The organism is Ruegeria sp. CL6 (assembly GCF_056536465.1).
This window is the reverse complement of sequence record NZ_JBQFPR010000016.1, coordinates 1-15,103: the sequence shown is the minus strand read 5'-3', so window position 1 is coordinate 15,103 and position 15,103 is coordinate 1. Positions and strand designations below refer to the sequence as shown.

Sequence of the window (15,103 nt, the reverse complement as noted above, 5' to 3'; positions counted from 1 at the left end):
GACATATTCCGAGCCTGATTGAAGGAAAGGAAAGACTTCTTCGGTTGAGAAAAGATGGGCCAAGTCCGGAGGCTTATGACTTTGCAACAGGTAGAGATATGGTTGCTAAATAACCAGCTCAGCGATTACAAAGTCGACTCGACTAGGGATTGATTTGCCCCAATATGAATGCACTTTTGATTGAGTTTCGGTGAGTTTAAGTTGATAGATTCACGCTACGACAATCACCAATTGAGCGTGTATGGCGAACCGCGCAAACTTATGGTCAAATCGTGCAAAGTTATGCGCAAATACAGCGCAGAGTTATGGGCAAGTTTCCAAGATTTCCTTCAATGAAATCAATGTTAGGAATGCAGCGTTATGAGCGTCCCTACATCTGATGTAGGTTTGCGCATAACACTTCGCGCACCCCATAAGTTTGCGTAGTTCGCCCATAGTTTTGCGCTACGCGTTTGTCTGCATTAGCGACGAATTCAATCAGTTTATGGCTTAGTCGTCGCGGTTATGGCCCTTTGCATTGCTCAATCTCACAAAGGGCCTCCCTAAGGAACCTTGGATTCTCTCGAAGGTCTGCGATGCGCAGAAAGTGGACTTTGCAAATTTTCGGCGTACAGCCCAGAGCTGTCATTGGACAGATTGTCCGGATGCTGTTGACTCGGATCCCGCAGCCGACATTCGAGCACAGCGAAGCTGATCTGTGGGACACTTCAATCTAGTCTGCGGGAAACTAAAAATCTGATATAAAATCCATAGTTTCTTCTTTGATCGACTAGAACTTACGCTGCCCTTGAAGCTCTCATTCCTACGAGTTGGCGTGCAACATCGCTGGTTTCAGTGCAAATTTAACAACAAAGAGAAGTGTTAATTTCCACAAACCGTTAAACATCCAACTGGCTGCGGATCCAGCTGAGAAGGGGAGATCGTGTGTCTCGTTCGTGCCAAATTGCACGGATTCCCAATTCCGGCAGGGGGAAAGGGCAATCGCGCGTGATTAGATTTCCGTTGATGGTGGCGGCTTGGGCGAGCGTCTCCGGTACAAAAGCGATTAGATTTGTTCCTTCCAGGAAGGCCGGTTGCAGTTGCAGGCTATCAGTCACCAGCCCAACCTGGCGTGGGGGCAAACCCTGATCCTTTCCATAAAGGTGAACTGGGTCATCTTGTTTGGTCACGAGACTCAGCCGGACATGTGGATATAGAAAGACCGTCTCAGCATTCCAGCTGTTCAAAGCTGGGTGGGTTCGGTCCAATAAGCACACTAGGCGCTCGCGCAGTAGAAGCTTTTGAAGAAACTTAGGATTTGCCTGAAGTCCTGCGCCAATGATCAAATCGGCATCCCCGGAATCGAGCATCTGGTAGCTGTGATCTGAATAGCTGTGAATTTCGAACACGATCCCTGGTGCTTGCTCTCGAATACGCCGAATTGCGTTTGCAAGGAAACTGGTGGCAATGAAATCATGGGCATGAATTCGAATAGTTGCGCTCGCGTATTCAGGTGAGAACGTCACCGGCGCAGTGAGCACGCCGATCTCAGAAAGGATCGTGTTCAACCGCGCCGCAAGGTCCAGAGTGCGCGCTGTTGGCACCATTTCGCGCCCTTGCTTGACGAACAGAGGGTCGTCAAACAGGCGGCGCAATCTTGCCAGAGTGTGGCTCATGGCAGGTTGCGTTACGTTCATTCGCTGCGCAGCACGTCCAACATGCCGTTCCGAGATGAGCGCTTGAAGAGATTTCAGTAGATTAAGATCAATTCCATCAATTTCATTCATACTAACAAGAAATAATGATTATTTCCAATTATGTCTATTGATTGCCATTTTCCTCTCGACCACAAGAGGAACAGACAGATGAATATTCTGATCACTGGGGCCAGCAGCGGCTTCGGAAAAGAAATGGCAATCAGACTCGCAGACGAAGGTCATTCTGTATTTGCCGGAATGCGTGCTTTGAAGGGGCGAAACGCCGAAGAGGCGGCCAGTCTGGAGGCAGTATCCGGGCAAGTTTTTCCCATCGAACTGGATGTCAGCAGTGACGCCAGCGTAGACAGCGCAATTGCCAATCTGATGTTAAAGCTGGATGGCCCACTTGATGTCGTGATCAACAATGCTGGGATATATGTTGGCGGACTCAACGAGACCATTTCTGCGGCTCGGTTTCAGAACATGCTGAATGTGAACGTGCTGGGACCGGTTCGCGTGCTGCGCGCCGTGCTTCCCAATATGCGCGCTCAGGGCTTTGGCACGGTGATCAGCATCACCAGTGACGTGTCTCGATTAGCTTTGCCTATGAGCGGTTTTTACGCAGCCAGTAAAGCGGCGCTGGAACTGGTCGCCGAGACCTATGCTCTTGAACTCGCTCCATTGGGACTGGAATCCCTTATCGTTCAACCCGGCGCATTTGACACAGGCATCATGCAGAAATCGCCGCCAACGGATGAACCGGAGCGCATGGCTGGATACGGCCCAACGTTGGAACAAGCACAGGCGATGGCCGGACGCTTCATGGGGTTGGCGCAAAAAAGCTTTTCTGAGGCGTCCCCTGCAATGGTTGCCGATGCCATCGCCGATCTATTGAACCTGCCCTACAACAAAAGACCGTTGAGAACTGTCGTCGATCCGTCGGACATTGGAGCGTTGGCCAACGCAATGAATGCTGCCGTAGCCACCGCGCAGGAAACGTTTTTGGATGCTCTCGGCGCCGAATTCTCCTTTCCCGTTCAGGAGGCTGCGGAATGAATGTGATCACTGTTTTCGTCGGACTGCTGTCCTTCTTCTTCCTCTTCGCAAGCTCGATCAAGATCTTCGGTTGGCAGAAGTTCATTTTCGAGACCCAGCTGGCGATGTTCATCAAGTACGGGTTAAATCGGCAGATCATGGCCTTGGTTGGCGTGGTTGAATTGTTTGGTGCAATCGCGATCTGGTTTCAGGGATCCTGGGTCGGGACTTTGGGCGCGTTGGCAATTCTTGGCACATCCATCGGTGCAGTTGGTTGTCATCTGATCTGGGACACCTGGAAAGATGGCGTTCCTGCCATGGTCACAGGCACCTTGTCCGCTACCGTAGCTTGGTCTGGCCGTGAAACGGTGTTGAGCATTGTTGGTATTAGCTAAAACCAAGTCTATGACACAGGAGTGCATGTTGTGACTGACAGTATCCGCGTGGCAAATGCCAAAGGCCTTTATCTGGAAGGCATTCGTGACGGCAAAATGGCAGAGGCGCTCGATAAATTTACCGGGGATCGCTACACGCAACATTCAACGGGTGTACGTGATGGTAAGGAAGGTTTCATCGAGTTTTTCACGCCTTTTCTTGAGCGGAATCCGGTGCGCGATATCCAGGTTCTGCGTACTATCGAGGATGGGAATTTCGTCTTCGTGCATGTGTATCAAAGTCTAAACAACGGTGAAGCCCAGTGGGTAACGGCCGATATCTTTGATACCGACGAAGACGGTAAAATCGTCGAGCATTGGGATGTGATTGCCGCGTATGAATGGCCAACCGTCTCGGGCCGCAGCATGGTGGACGGCCCAACCGAAATCGAAGATCTCGATTTCACCGAGGCCAACAAGACCGTGGTGCAAGGGTTCATCGACAATGTCCTGATTGCAGGGCGCACCGATCTTGTGAATGACTACATATCGACCGAGCAATACGATCAGCACAACCCAGAAATTGACGACGGACTGGAAGCTTTCTCCAAGCATCTTGGAGAGATGACGAATGGTGGAAAAACCGCGCAATACGTCAAAGTTCACCGACTACTAGGCCAAGGAAATTTTGTGGTTGCTTTTAGCCATGTAAAACACGACGAGGACGATTTGGTCGTCTTTGACTTGTTCCGGCTCAAGCGCGGAAAGATCGTCGAACATTGGGATGTTCAGGAACAGATCGGCCCGAAAGAGACGTGGAACAACTCTGGCAAATTCTAATCGGCTGGAAAGCCGGCCCTACACGCGCAAGTCGCCAAAGCTACGCACTTTTGCGCGTTGAGTGGGTGATCGCCTTGGGTCCTCTTCCTCTATGCTTGAACAGTGGTATTTGATTGACCCGGCGCGACACCGCAGATGCGCAGAATTGGCAGAATCCAGATTGCTAACGTCTTCAAGATTAGACTCCTTCGGCTGGTATCAGGTGAACATCGCGTTGCGGAAACGGAATGGATATACCTTCCTGATCAAAACGTTCCTTTGCTTGCCCGGTTAGGTCCCAGTACACCGTCCAATAGTCATCGGATTTAGACCACGGACGGCAGAATATGTTGACCGAGTTGTCCCCCAATTCTCCAACAAATACCTCGGCTTTTGGCGAGCTGAGGCAAAGATCGTGGTTTTTGACCAGTTCCTTCAAAACGGCAATGGCATGAGCGGCATTGTCAGAATATGCAATGCCAAACACGAGATCGACACGCCGCTCGTCTGAGGCGCTTACATTGGTAATAACGTCCCCCCAGATTTTGCTGTTTGGAACAACGATGATCTGATTGTCGAATGTACGGATCTTCGTGGAAACAACCGACATCTCATCCACAAACCCGGATGATCCGCCGACTTCGATATAATCGCCGGTATCGAAGGGCTTGAGGACCATGATCATCAGGCCGCTTGCAAGGTTGCCCAGAGTTTCCTGCAACGCGAAACCCAAAATGAACGACAAGCCGCCGAATACCGCGAATAACGGAGTTACGTTCACGCCGAACAAGGCCAGGACAACCAGGATACCCAACACAAAAACCGCCCAAAAAACTGCGGTGACCAGAAACCTCTTTAGCATTCGGGATAGTGTCGGAACTCTATCAAGACCGCGCTGTGCCATCCTGCGCACGAAGCGGGCAACAAACATCATCGTCCAGACAGCAACCAGAACGCCCAATACCCCAAGGACAACTCGCATCCCTCCATCGAATGCGATCAGCCATGCGAAGAAACTTTGCACCAACGTTTTGAAATCAAACGATGTTATCGCACTGGTTTGAAGCGCCGAAAGGTAATCAAGATGGGGTTTGAGATCCTCAGGGGCTGCTCCTTTTTTTGACCAAGCCTCTAGAACAGTCCTATATTTTTCGAGCGTCGCATTTGAGGTCGCGACAAAAGCTGACAGTTTTAATCTCAGTTTGTCTTCGTTTTCCTTATTTGCTTTCTGCAACTTCAGATTTATCTGGGCAAATTCTTCGGCCTGATTGCGAACATGAGTCTGCCAAGCAGCTGATGCATCGGACAATTCTTCGGCGGTTAATGGCACGACCAGTATTTCGAGTTCATCAACGGTCGTGTTTTCATCAACTGCCAAGGCGAAGAACTCAGTTTCAGCAGCGGATACTTCATCTGTTTCCTGGCCAAACGCTATGAATGGAAAGATAAACAGCAACGCGCAAAGGCAAACATGCATGATTCGATTTCGCGGGTTCCGGTTCATTTTGAATGCTCCGTGGATGAATTTCGTAGCCACCGGACGTGCGCCCTGTTTCACAATTTCGGGTGGACTGGATTTTTGCGGAGGGCGACCGCTGACACCCGGCACCTGACAGCAAATCCAGCGTGGATTGCGTTAATCATCGTCTCCGGTAGCCCCGCCAGTCGCCTTGATCCTTCCCATCAATACACGTTCCCTATTGGTCGAAACCTCTTCGGAAGTCTGGATTGGTCCAAAAGTCTGAACGTCATCGACCTCTATAGTAAACGCAGCCTTCATGAGGACGGGACCATCAACAACCAGCATTTCCTTCTGCGTCGACTCGATCCTGATTTGACCAGTTACAACGATGGGTTCGTAGATTGTCGATGGCGCCCAGGAATCACTCAAGCGCAAACGTACCATCTGGTTCGGGGGCGGAGGCGGTACGTGGCTGCACATTCCACGTTCCGGCACGATATATGCCATTTGGGAACCATCTTCGTTGGGGGGTGCCGGGATCACAAACCCGCCCAATGAAACGGTCACGCCATCGATGTCGACATTGGCGGCCGTGCCCGCCTTCTCACGTCTTTCCATCACAACCCAGCGTTGGGAAATCAACCAGTCCGCTTCAACGCCTTCCTCAGCAAGGGTTGTTTCAGTCGCCTCGATATCCACTTGAATCTGGTCAAGCTGTTCTGGCGTCGCCCCACCTCTTTCTTGCTGCGCGCGCAACCGGACCAATTTGCGAAGCGCGTTAAGCTGTTTGCCCGTCAATTCGACGAATGGATCTTCGTAGTTCTGAGCGGATTCATCGATCAGGTCTGACCACTCAACACGTGTGCCTTCCGAATGAACCGGCAAAGCCAGAAAGCACGCGGCTATTACTGCACAGGAAAGACGCATTATCATATGCTCCAAAGTTTCATCAGAACAGCGCCCATTGCCACTGGCTCTGACGGGTCATCATTCAGTTGCACCGGATTCCTGCGCGAGCAGGACGCGTGCTCACGAAAGGGTAGCAAGCGCAAAAAGTACAAGAAGGGCTTTTCCATCGCTAGGCCTGGTGTCCGGGTTTTGACCTTGGGCCGGGGTTCACAGAATGATCGCCCCGGCCAGCGTCAGGACAAACGAGGTAGTTCTTGCCCTGAAACATCGTACTTTCGTCTAGTTGAGAAGATCACCGACGATGCCGACGGCATCGACAACGGTAGACAGATCATTCGTAACTTCGAGGACTTCGCCATCGACCTGAATGTAGCGGTTTCCTTTGCCGGGCTCCCCCAGCTTCCATTTGGAAAGGTCCCCAATTTCTTCGAACTCCAGATCAGATGGGAGCTTGGCACCGCGCGTGTAGCGCTTGATCTGGCCAGGCGGCACAGCCTTTGGGCCTTTGCCGGGTTTGTCTTCGATCTGAATGCTGACATCACCGTTCTTGCCCCCCTTGTTCGGCTTTTTACCCTTGTTGTCTTTGGCATGGGCATCGCCGCCTCCAAGGATGAAAAACACAACTGCTAAGGCTGCGAGAATTCCGTAGGCGATCTTCATAGATTGTTCCTTTGCTTCCCAACTTCATTCGACCGGCGTTGAAAATTCCGGCACGCGCTTGATCTCTCTTAGTTGCCCTTTGGCACACCCCTTAGTGACTGCCTTCACCCCGCATTAGAAAACTATCCGGGTTCTTAGACCGAACAGGGTAATCCGGTCCTGATCGGGATTTAGAAGCGGGTCGGAAATGAATTGTACCGATGGCGTGATCTGCAATCCGGGTGAGATTGAAAAACGGTAGAAAGCTTCGAGCGTGAACTGATCGCCATCTATGCCTCTTGCTTCGGCCCAGTTTAGGCCCAGACCGGCCAAATCGGTGTTGCGACCATAGTAACCGAGACCGGCAGAAATCGACCGTTCATAAAGCGCTGCGGTCCCCTTCGAGGCCCCAGCCCGAAAGAACGGCATCCACTTATTGTCAACAAACCATGCGGCAGAAAACGCAGCGCCGTAATCTTCTGGACGGCTACCATCGTCAGCCGCATCCGCATGCCAGAGAGTCACATGGACATTGTCAAAATAGATGCGATCAAAGCCGGACGTGTACCCAAGCTCGAGTGATTTGAAGAGATTGCCATCGCTAAACACATCAAAATTTGGATCGGACGGGTCGGCGTTTGCGTCTGAGATGCTCGTAATAGCGTAGAAGTTTTCGCTCAGCTTTATCCCGCCAGCAATTCCAAGGCCTTGATTGGGCGCGTTGATTGTCGGATTGGTGTTGAAAGACAGGTTCTGAAAACCACTGTAGGGGCTCACCAACCCGTAGATATCCACAAAGTCCGTTACATCGATCTGCCCGACTTGCAGCGTCCACGAGCCGTCCTCGGCCCTTTGGGTCCAGAACAGGTTGGTCAGCAGCAAACCATTATCGTTGAAGGCTGTCCCCGTGATAGAAAGCGCTCCGCCATCCAGACCGAGAAATTGCGGGGCAACATCCGTGTAACTGTGCCGGTCTTCGATCTTGAATGTCAGAGAACCCTGTTCAGTTGCCTGCCAACTGCCGTAGAACCGCGCAATTCCGCTGGCTGCTTCGCCGGTTCCCAGATCAGCATCCGTGGTTTGGCCCAATGCCAGGTAGTCAATGTTGAACCGAAAACCACCCTCAGCCAGTCGGTCTTTCCACTGAAACCAACCCGGTGCGATGTTGCGTGGAAAATCGGAACGATATTGCGGATCGGTGAGCCCGTCTCCGGGCGCAAGATCAGCTTCGACTGAAGATGGCCCGGATAGTCCCTGAGCCGACGCTGCGCCAGCAAAAGCAATGCTCAATGCGGCAACCAGAAGTCTTATCATTTTGACGCCTGTGCCCCACCGGTCTTGCGATTTCCCGCCGCGCGGATGCGATCAGCAGCACGCTGCTGCCATTCCAACCTGTCTGCCTCGGTTTCCAGAGTTTCGACACGTTCCGTCTCTAGCTGGAAAGTCGCATTCATAGGCATGAGGCCGTCAACAACCATCATATTCTGAACAGAAGGATCGATGGTCAGCGTGCCTGTCAGCCGAACGGGTTCGTGGAAATAGCTAGGCGCCCAGTCCCCGTTCAACCGCACACGGATCATCTGGTTAGGCGGAGGTGGAGGCATGTGGCTGCACATCCCTCTTTCTGGCACCAAATACGCCACAGGCCGGCCGTCCGGATCGCTCGGAGCAGGAATGGCAAAGCCCGCGAGTGTGATTGTTCGGCCGTCGAATTGCGCGTTTCCGCTCGTTCCAGCCTTTCTTCGCCGCTCCGTCACGACCTCTCGCTGATCGAGTAGCCAGTCGACATCAATCCCATCAGCCGCCAAGGCATCCTCAGTCTCGGTCAGAAGCTCTTGCCATTTCTGCCTCTCTTCTTCGCTGCCACTATCCTGCTGTAACCTGCCGCGCAGCCGTACGACGTAAAGGACATCGTCGAATTGTTCGGCGCTAAGTTCGCGATAGGGGTCTTCAAAGACCTGCGCAGACGGATCTGGCAGGTCTGCCCAGTCCAACGCGGTTCCAGGCGTCGCCGCAGCATCATAACCGCACAAAACCAACCCTGCGAATACTGCGGAGCAAAACCAATTTCGCATGAATGCTCTCCGGCTGCTATATCTGGTCAATCCAGTGTGTTTTTGTAGATCACACCGTCCTTCATGATCAGGCGGATTGTTTCCGGGCTGTCCGGCCTCGGGTCCGCACCAAACCACTGATCACCTGTTCCAACGACCGAGAAGTCTTCGAGGGGGTTGCCGTCTATCAGTAGGATGTCGGCATAGGCGCCTTCTTCGATCACACCCAGTTTGCCTTCTGGATAGGGGTTCATGAAATCACCGCTAAGTGCCGCGATCTCGCCGCCTACCGAAGTCAAGGTTACCATCGACGCATAGGGGCCGAAGAAATGGTTGTTCAGATGCTTCTCGTAGGCGATCTGAATGTTGCACGCCTCGACTGAGCCCACGCAATCGGTTTGGAACCCGCGCGGCGCCGGGCATTCCTTCATGCTGGGAATATAGGCTTCGAAGGTCGCCGAGGCCGATTTGGCTTTCCTCAAACTGTTAGGGTTGTTTTTCACGGACGGAACGTCAAGAAGGCCCGGATCAAATGCCGTGATGTTCGTCGTGATGTACGCTCCTTTTTCTTTCATCAAAGCAGAAATTTCGCAGTCAAAGTGAAATCCGTGTTCAATGGTTCTAACCCCTGCATTCAGGGCATTGATGATCGCTTCTTTGCGGTAGGAATGTGCCATGACATAGGTGCCGTACTCGTTGGCAACCTGAACAGCAGCCTCGATCTCTTCCTTCGAACCGGCGAGCAACTGCCATGGATCGAATGCCGAAATCACCCCACCTGATTGCATGAACTTCAGTTGCGTGGCACCCATGCGCAAGTTGTTGCGGCCATACATGTAAATTTCGTCAACACCGTTGACCTGTTGGGCCATATTCAGAGTGCCAAAGTTGGTCACCCCGCCCGGCGGAGATGTGAAAGATGCGAAGTCGGCATGGCCGCCGCGCGTCCCGAGAAATGCGCCGGAAGGATAAAAGCGGGGGCCGACGATCTGGCCTGCGTCTATGGCACGCCGCAGCCCGCCACCAGCGCCCCCGGCATCGCGAACGGTCGTGAAGCCCTGCATCAGGTACATTTCGGCCATCCGTGTCCCGTGGATGGCGAAATCCTCCCAGGTCGAGTTGGTTTCCATCTCGGCAATCGATGGCCCCATGAGCATCAGGTGCGCGTGATTCTCGATAAAGCCCGGTGTCAGAGTGCGTCCGCCACCGTCGATAACCTTCGCACTCGGCGCTTCAATGGCATCGGTTGAGACGGACTTGATCAGATTGCCCTCGACCAGAACACTGGCATTCTCAATGCGTTGCTCATTCACACCGTCGAAGACATGCACGTTGGTAAACAGCGTTTGGGGTTCTTCTTGATCCTGAGCCTGCGCGGTCGTCGAAAAAGAAAGAACTGCCGCGACAATTGCCGTCGAGCAAAGAGACATTCGTAAGCCGGACATAAGTACTCCCTTCATATTCATGTTTTGCCAACTATAGTCTGGAATTCATTGGCTCGGTTGCCCCTTTTGAATTAGGATGTGCGAATGTGACTGCAAAAATGGCCACTTCTTAAAGCTAATCCAGACAAGGGTTATGAGCTTGCCTTTCAACTCCACCTCCCGAGAGCATAGCGAGGGCTTTATTCGCCTCTCTTTAGCTGCACCGTTTCTGCAATATCTCACCGAACGTAAGATCAATCCGCAACCAGCATTGGATCAGGTCGGCTTGAAAGCCGAACTGTTGACTAACCCATCCGTGTTCGTTCACTCAGAGTTGGTTTACGGCTTGGTAAATGCTTTCTCAGAAGTGTCAGGGGATCGATACCTTGGACTGAATGTAGGGGAGACGTTTGACCTGCAAGAGTGGCCTCCATTCGCTCAAGCCCTGCAAACTACAAAAACGCTGTTCGAGTTTTTTACCCGCTTTGTTGGGCTTGTACCGCAGGAGTCCAATTCTGTGCGGCACAGCCTTATCATTGAAGCGGACAAAGCGACTTATCGTATCGATAGGCAACAGGAACCAACAGTCCCGCCCATTCAGGTAACCGGTTTTGGTGCTGCAATCTATGTACGCCTGTTGCAGACCGTCGTCGGCGATTCCTGGGACTCTTCGCGTGTGCGATGGGAAAGCAGATACATCAATGGTTTGCCTGTCAACTACAAAGGGATCGAGGTTGGCCTTGGAACCGATCCCGGAATGCAAATTAGTTTTCCTGTGGAATGGTTGTTTTTGCACCATGTCTCTGACGGCTCTGCCAAGCCGATGGTCTCACCGCGACAAGATGAAGAAGTAACTGTGGTGGCTGCTTTGCGCTCTGTCTTGCGCGGCAAACTGGATGAAACCGATTTGGGGCCGGAGATGGTGGCCGAGTTGCTGGGAATACAGCCGGAACGGTTCCTGAAAGCGCTTCAACAACAAGGCACAACGTTACCGCGCGAAATCAAACGGCTGCGTATCGATGTCGCCAAGGAGCACCTCAAAGATGACCAGATGACAATTGCGGAGATTGGTCTGATGCTCGGCTATTCTGACAAGTCCCATTTCACTCGCTTTTTCCGAAGTCAGACCGGAATGACACCGACCAAGTTCCGAAGCAAGTAAATGTGGTCGAGCCAAATGAACGCTTCGAAGATTAGGTCCTCGTGGGATCAGTTCGGAGAAGTTGTAGTGCGACGTTGAACAGGTTAGTCGACGACACGAATGGTTGGTTGCCACCGCCGATACAACCTCTGCAACTGGCCGTTTCGTTGTGTATTTCGGAGTTAGCAAAGCTTGGTTGCGAAGGTCCGGTTTGGGCTGCGACCAGCCAACAACGCAGACCGCAGAGAACGGCAATATTGAGCCCATACTAGCCATTTTCTGCATTCTGACGAACGTCCGTTTTAGCGAGGCGATAATGGCGTCGAACTGCGCCTAGCGTTGCAGGCGCGATGCAAGCAGCCGAAAGAAGGGCAATGGTCGAGAAGCCAAACGCTTCGAAGACCACTTTGAAGACCATCGTGCCTACGAACATCGCGGCATAGGTCACCGCGCTATAGAGACCGAGAATAGTCGCGCGTTGCCCGGGAGATAGCGCCGTCAATTGGCCGACAAGGATGTTCAATCCAAGATGGTTTGCGGCACCCCACGCGAAACAGAACGCAATGAGTGCCATTCCGAACGGTGCCAGCGCGGAAAGCCCGATATATGCGAAAAGCAATGTTGCGAATACGATGGGAGCGGATTTCGTTGCTCCATACCGGTCGATTAAGCGATCAAGGGGTGCGACAATGCCGAAGCCAACACCATATGAGAGGGCAGCAAGACCAGCGATGCCGGTTCCAATCCCCAAGGCTTGCGTAAGATGTGTGCCCAGATACGCATAGAGCCCGTAGAAGGCCGCCATGTAGCAGGCTACAGAAAATAGGATCGGAGGAAGGCCTGTTATTCGTATAGCCTCAAGCGGCGAAGTGGCTTCGCCGTTCAGTTGCGTTTCCGTAATCTCAGACCGCCTAAGTGCGACAAGCAAAATCAGACCGGTCCCACCAAGGATTACAAATACGATGCGCCAGTGCAGAAAATCAGTGAGAATGGCCGATAGGCTGACACCTGCAACGAGACTTAGCGTCCAGCCCGTTAGAACCTTGCCAAGTGTTTCGCTTTCGCGTCCCTTTGGGGCGATATCGGCCGCCAACCCATAGATTGCAGGCAATGCGAGGCCCGCTGCCAATCCGGCCAAAGCTTGGCCCACAATTAGTACCAACAGCGCGGTTGCCGATGCGCAGATCGCCATCGCAAAGCACAACCCCACGAGCGCAAGGAACAAAGCGCGTCGCAGCCCGATCTGATCTGCCTTCGGTGCAAGCGTCAGCGCGCTGATGGCCGTTGCCGCTCCATAGAGAGCCGAGGCAAACATGACGTCTGTCGCGGAACTGCGCGGCAAGGAGGCCGCAACATCCGTTGCGATTGGACTGAGAACCAAGGAGTTTGATCCGACAATACTTATACCGAGGGCCCAAATTTGCAATTTCAGAAGTGCGACACCAATGCTGTCGAGCGCGGTGAGCAGGAAGACTTGCGACCGAGGTTTTTCTGTCAGCTGCTTTGCGGTTTTAGTTTTCGGAACGGTTTTCTATCTGTTCCCAAAACCAACTGATCAGGAATGATAGCCCTCCGACTACAAAGACTATCATCGCCGCCGCTTCTATTCGAAAGACCGCAAACTCAATCGTTGGGGCCGTCACCAACAGAGTGGCAACAGTAAAGAACATCGCGGTCCATAGCGTGTTACCACCTATTCTGTGCATGCCTATGACAGCGGAAGCAAACCCGAGGATCAATAAGACTTGGTGAGACAAGCCGCTGAACTCGAAACATAAAGCTGCCGAAGACCCAAGCGCCACGCCAACCCCAAACCGCAATGCAGCATCAGGCACTTTTTGAATTGGAGCCAAGACGCGGAATACGAACAACAACGAAAGCCAATAGGATTTTTGATTTCCGATTACGTGAGCGAGCAATGACGTCAAACTCATGCCGACAATTAAGAATAGCCAAACAGAAATTGCTTCTTTGGAAGACATGGGAGGTCGTATTGCTGATCCCGCCAAGTTAAGCCGAACGCTGAGCAAACTACCGACTGTTGCCGCGGCCAGAAAAATCACAACATGAACAACAGTACGCTCGTCGGGGGGGATCAGTAAGTACAAGAGCAATCCGTTCAATGCAGGAACTGTTGCAAATCCACCGTTCTTGTACCCTTCAAAAGCAGCCCAACTGATCAAGACAAAACCACACAGAAAGGCGATCCACTGAAGCGGGAAGAGTGTGCATACCAGTATGCTCACCAGCACCATCACAAACGTTCTGGCGTTAGCAACAAGACTAGAAAAGACAGACCCTAAAAAACCAGCTGAAAAACCCGCGACTGCCGCAATACCACCAAACGCAACGACCTGATCGCCAAGCAGTACGACGAGTACAGCTGTTGCACATATTATTAACGCCGTACTCCAAGAGAGCAATCTTCCATCGAACTTGGTTGGCACCCTTGTTCCTCCACTAAGCGGCTTTTCGTCGTGAGTGCACTTTAGCCCTTAGGAAGCAGACTCTTTCGAATTTTCTGAGACTCTTCACCGGCCCAAGTTTTTGACAGGTCAATGCGAAGAATGGCAGCGCCTCTATCTGCTGTTTGATAGGATTGCTTAGTTGCTTCAGAAAAATTTCCATAAGAGGAAACAAGCTTTAAGGTGGGTTTGACTTATTCGCTTAGATCGAGGGCAAGGCAGGTGTCAAACTATAGCGCTATAAATCTAAGTCGAGTTGCACGACGCAAGACTTTGGTGGGCTTCAGCTCAGCGATCTCAACTTATGTGATACTATCAGCCAGCGCCGCGGCTCAAAGCTCACAAGCCTGCGTAGAATTAGGTTCTCCCCGGATAGAGTATTCATCTGGATCTGAAAGCACTCGTGTCAATCAAACAATCTCAACGACCGAACGCACGTGTCTCCCGATCCCAAACGGGCCCATTACAGGGCTTACAATTGGAAACTCCTCAATCACGTCCTCAGGTGAAATTGAGTTGTATGTTCCCGGCCAAAACACTGTTCCAAGTAATGCTTCAGTTTTGACGCTTCTGAATGTTGATGTCGCCGCAGGTAGCGGAGACTTTGTTTCGCGAGAAGCCTTGGCAAAAAACATCAACGGGAAGCTTCGAGTGAACCTCATCGGAACTTCTATTGGTTCCGGCCGATCCATGACGTTTGCGCCATTCAACGGCGCGAATATCGACCCCACTGAAGTTTACTTCCAGTCCGACCGCCCGCTAACCTACGACAACCTGACCGTTATGGGAGCCACCGAAGTAGTCTTTGGGGCATATAATATTCAGACCCGAGTTGCTGAGGCTTCTGATTTCACGCTGACGAATAGTTCGATTTCTTCGACCAGCGATATGGCGATAGCCGCCGGTACAACCGTTCGGCTTGATGCGGCAAGCAGTTTGAACACCGTAAACTTTGAGAATTTTGGCACGCTGGCCGGAACGGGTACTGTGAACGCATTCAACTTCACAGTTAAGAACGGAGGGGTGCTTTCGCCGGGCTTTTCAATTGGTACACTCAACAATAGCGGCGGCATTGCCTTTGAAACTGGGTCAAGGCTCTTGACTG

The 15,103-nt window shown here is 52.1% G+C and carries 13 protein-coding genes and 1 pseudogene; 5 read left to right on the top strand and 9 right to left on the bottom strand.

From position 1 onward, the window contains the following. Positions 1-878: 878 nt before the first annotated feature. A complete protein-coding gene (locus ACR0LH_RS21205) occupies positions 879-1,766 on the bottom strand; it encodes a LysR family transcriptional regulator (protein ID WP_480722364.1) in 888 nt (295 codons plus the stop codon). 78 nt (positions 1,767-1,844) lie between these two features. Between ACR0LH_RS21205 and ACR0LH_RS21200 the strand changes: the two genes are divergently transcribed. Genes ACR0LH_RS21200 through ACR0LH_RS21190 form a run of 3 tightly spaced genes read left to right on the top strand, consistent with a single transcriptional unit; the run spans position 1,845 to position 3,925 of the window. After that, on the top strand, positions 1,845-2,732 hold the full coding sequence (locus tag ACR0LH_RS21200) for an SDR family NAD(P)-dependent oxidoreductase (protein ID WP_480722363.1): 888 nt from the start codon (positions 1,845-1,847) through the stop codon (positions 2,730-2,732). Beyond that, a complete protein-coding gene (locus ACR0LH_RS21195) occupies positions 2,729-3,106 on the top strand; it encodes a DoxX family protein (protein ID WP_480722362.1) in 378 nt (125 codons plus the stop codon). Before ACR0LH_RS21200 ends, ACR0LH_RS21195 begins: the two co-directional genes overlap by 4 nt. Positions 3,107-3,136: 30 nt before the next feature. Continuing rightward, positions 3,137-3,925 carry a nuclear transport factor 2 family protein gene (locus ACR0LH_RS21190; protein ID WP_480722361.1) on the top strand — a complete coding sequence of 263 codons (789 nt, stop codon included), beginning with the start codon at positions 3,137-3,139 and terminating at the stop codon, positions 3,923-3,925. A gap of 178 nt (positions 3,926-4,103) precedes the next feature. Here the strand turns inward: ACR0LH_RS21190 and ACR0LH_RS21185 are convergent, their stop codons facing one another. The 6 genes from ACR0LH_RS21185 to ACR0LH_RS21160 form a co-directional block, all read right to left on the bottom strand. Further along, on the bottom strand, positions 4,104-5,462 hold the full coding sequence (locus tag ACR0LH_RS21185) for a mechanosensitive ion channel family protein (RefSeq protein ID WP_480722360.1): 1,359 nt from the start codon (positions 5,460-5,462) through the stop codon (positions 4,104-4,106). Between the two features lie 78 nt (positions 5,463-5,540). Further along, complete coding sequence (locus tag ACR0LH_RS21180; RefSeq protein WP_480722358.1) at positions 5,541-6,293, bottom strand: DUF3299 domain-containing protein; 753 nt, start codon at positions 6,291-6,293, stop codon at positions 5,541-5,543. 261 nt (positions 6,294-6,554) lie between these two features. Next, the gene (locus ACR0LH_RS21175; protein ID WP_170367311.1) at positions 6,555-6,935 is read right to left on the bottom strand and encodes a hypothetical protein; all 381 of its coding nucleotides are present in this window, start codon (positions 6,933-6,935) and stop codon (positions 6,555-6,557) included. Between the two features lie 114 nt (positions 6,936-7,049). After that, positions 7,050-8,228, bottom strand: a complete 1,179-nt coding sequence (locus ACR0LH_RS21170) for a carbohydrate porin (protein ID WP_170367312.1) — start codon at positions 8,226-8,228, stop codon at positions 7,050-7,052. Beyond that, on the bottom strand, positions 8,225-8,989 hold the full coding sequence (locus tag ACR0LH_RS21165) for a DUF3299 domain-containing protein (protein ID WP_170367313.1): 765 nt from the start codon (positions 8,987-8,989) through the stop codon (positions 8,225-8,227). Before ACR0LH_RS21165 ends, ACR0LH_RS21170 begins: the two co-directional genes overlap by 4 nt. Before the next feature lie 26 nt (positions 8,990-9,015). Then, positions 9,016-10,413 carry an amidohydrolase family protein gene (locus ACR0LH_RS21160; protein WP_480722357.1) on the bottom strand — a complete coding sequence of 466 codons (1,398 nt, stop codon included), beginning with the start codon at positions 10,411-10,413 and terminating at the stop codon, positions 9,016-9,018. 133 nt (positions 10,414-10,546) lie between these two features. On the opposite strand from ACR0LH_RS21160, the gene ACR0LH_RS21155 reads away from it, so the two are divergent. Continuing rightward, entirely contained in the window at positions 10,547-11,554 is a 1,008-nt protein-coding gene (locus ACR0LH_RS21155; protein ID WP_170367315.1) for an AraC family transcriptional regulator, read from the top strand. A gap of 247 nt (positions 11,555-11,801) precedes the next feature. On the opposite strand, the gene ACR0LH_RS21150 is transcribed toward ACR0LH_RS21155, so the two are convergent. Together ACR0LH_RS21150 and ACR0LH_RS21145 are read right to left on the bottom strand one after the other, a co-directional pair. Next, positions 11,802-12,959 carry an MFS transporter gene (locus ACR0LH_RS21150; protein ID WP_480722355.1) on the bottom strand — a complete coding sequence of 386 codons (1,158 nt, stop codon included), beginning with the start codon at positions 12,957-12,959 and terminating at the stop codon, positions 11,802-11,804. A gap of 85 nt (positions 12,960-13,044) precedes the next feature. Continuing rightward, positions 13,045-13,980, bottom strand: a complete 936-nt coding sequence (locus ACR0LH_RS21145) for a hypothetical protein (protein WP_170416153.1) — start codon at positions 13,978-13,980, stop codon at positions 13,045-13,047. Positions 13,981-14,514: 534 nt separating this feature from the next. On the opposite strand from ACR0LH_RS21145, the pseudogene ACR0LH_RS21140 reads away from it, so the two are divergent. Beyond that, positions 14,515-15,103: pseudogene (locus ACR0LH_RS21140) on the top strand (hypothetical protein); the annotation flags it as partial.